The organism is Desulfonatronum sp. SC1 (assembly GCF_003046795.1).
Classification (GTDB): Bacteria; Desulfobacterota; Desulfovibrionia; order Desulfovibrionales; family Desulfonatronaceae; genus Desulfonatronum.
In genome coordinates this window covers 1-992 of the sequence record NZ_PZKN01000073.1, presented here as the reverse complement: position 1 = coordinate 992, position 992 = coordinate 1, and the positions used below count along the sequence as shown (strand labels likewise).

Below are 992 nucleotides of genomic sequence, written 5' to 3'. Positions count from 1 at the left end.
TGGCCAGAGAGCAGATCCAGGTCCAGGACGATATCGTCGAGGTGAAACTGGACCAGGAGTTCAGAGGTAGCGCTTTGAACAACCCACACGATCCCGAGGCGCGTTACGACGGCCACAAGGAAAAGGTCGGCTACCGCGCCCAGGTCACCGAAACCTGTGCCTCCAGTACGGATGAGGACAACCCCAAGATCATCACGCAGGTTGAGGTCAACCTCGCCAACACCTCCGACGTGCAAACCGTCGTCTCCGGTATCGTAAGACTGGAACAAGCTGGACTCAAACCGGATACTCTCCTGACTGACAACGGTTACGACAGTGATGACAATCACCAGGAACTCAAGAAACGCGATGTCGACTTGGTTTGTCCGCCCACGGGGCAAGCTCCGGATGGCCTTGGAGTCCTTGACTTTGCGCTCGATGAAGACGGTAAAAAAATCCAGAAATGCCCAACCGAACAATCCTGTTTGAAAAACAGCGTCAACGATAATCAAGAGTCCACAGTTTCCTACTTCGACGTCGAGACATGCCGTGCTTGCCCGCATTCCTTTGAGTGCCCCGTCAAAATCACCAAGCGCAAGGCCAAGCTGACTTGGCGCTGGAATCAACCTCGTCTTGAGGCCAGACGGTTCCAGTTCGCCGATAATCCGGACATGAAAAAGCTCTTCCGTCAGCGATCCGGGGGAGAAGCTCCTATGTCGATACTCAAAAACAAAATGGGGCTAGCCAGAATTCGTCGACGTGGGCGAACAAAGGTCACTCTCGCCGTCTTTCTGGCCGCAACGGCGCTCAACGTGCAGAGAACCCACCGGTGGATCCGGTGCAAGACGCGACAAGCCATGTCAAAGAGCAAAATGCTGTCAAATTACTTTCTCAGGACACTTATTTGTCGCCTTTTCAGCTCAACTGCTTCGGTTCGCCCCCTTCAGCAGGCCTGCCAGGGGCAACGCTGGGGGCTGGTCGCATAATTGGCGCTGACTTTTTGCAGGGACATC

1 protein-coding gene is annotated in these 992 nt (G+C 54.5%); it reads left to right on the top strand.

What is annotated here, in order from left to right; genetic code table 11:
- The coding region (locus C6366_RS18365) for a transposase (protein ID WP_146164927.1) at positions 1 to 965 on the top strand (965 nt) is incomplete at its 5' end.
- Between the last annotated feature and the right edge of the window lie 27 nt (positions 966 to 992).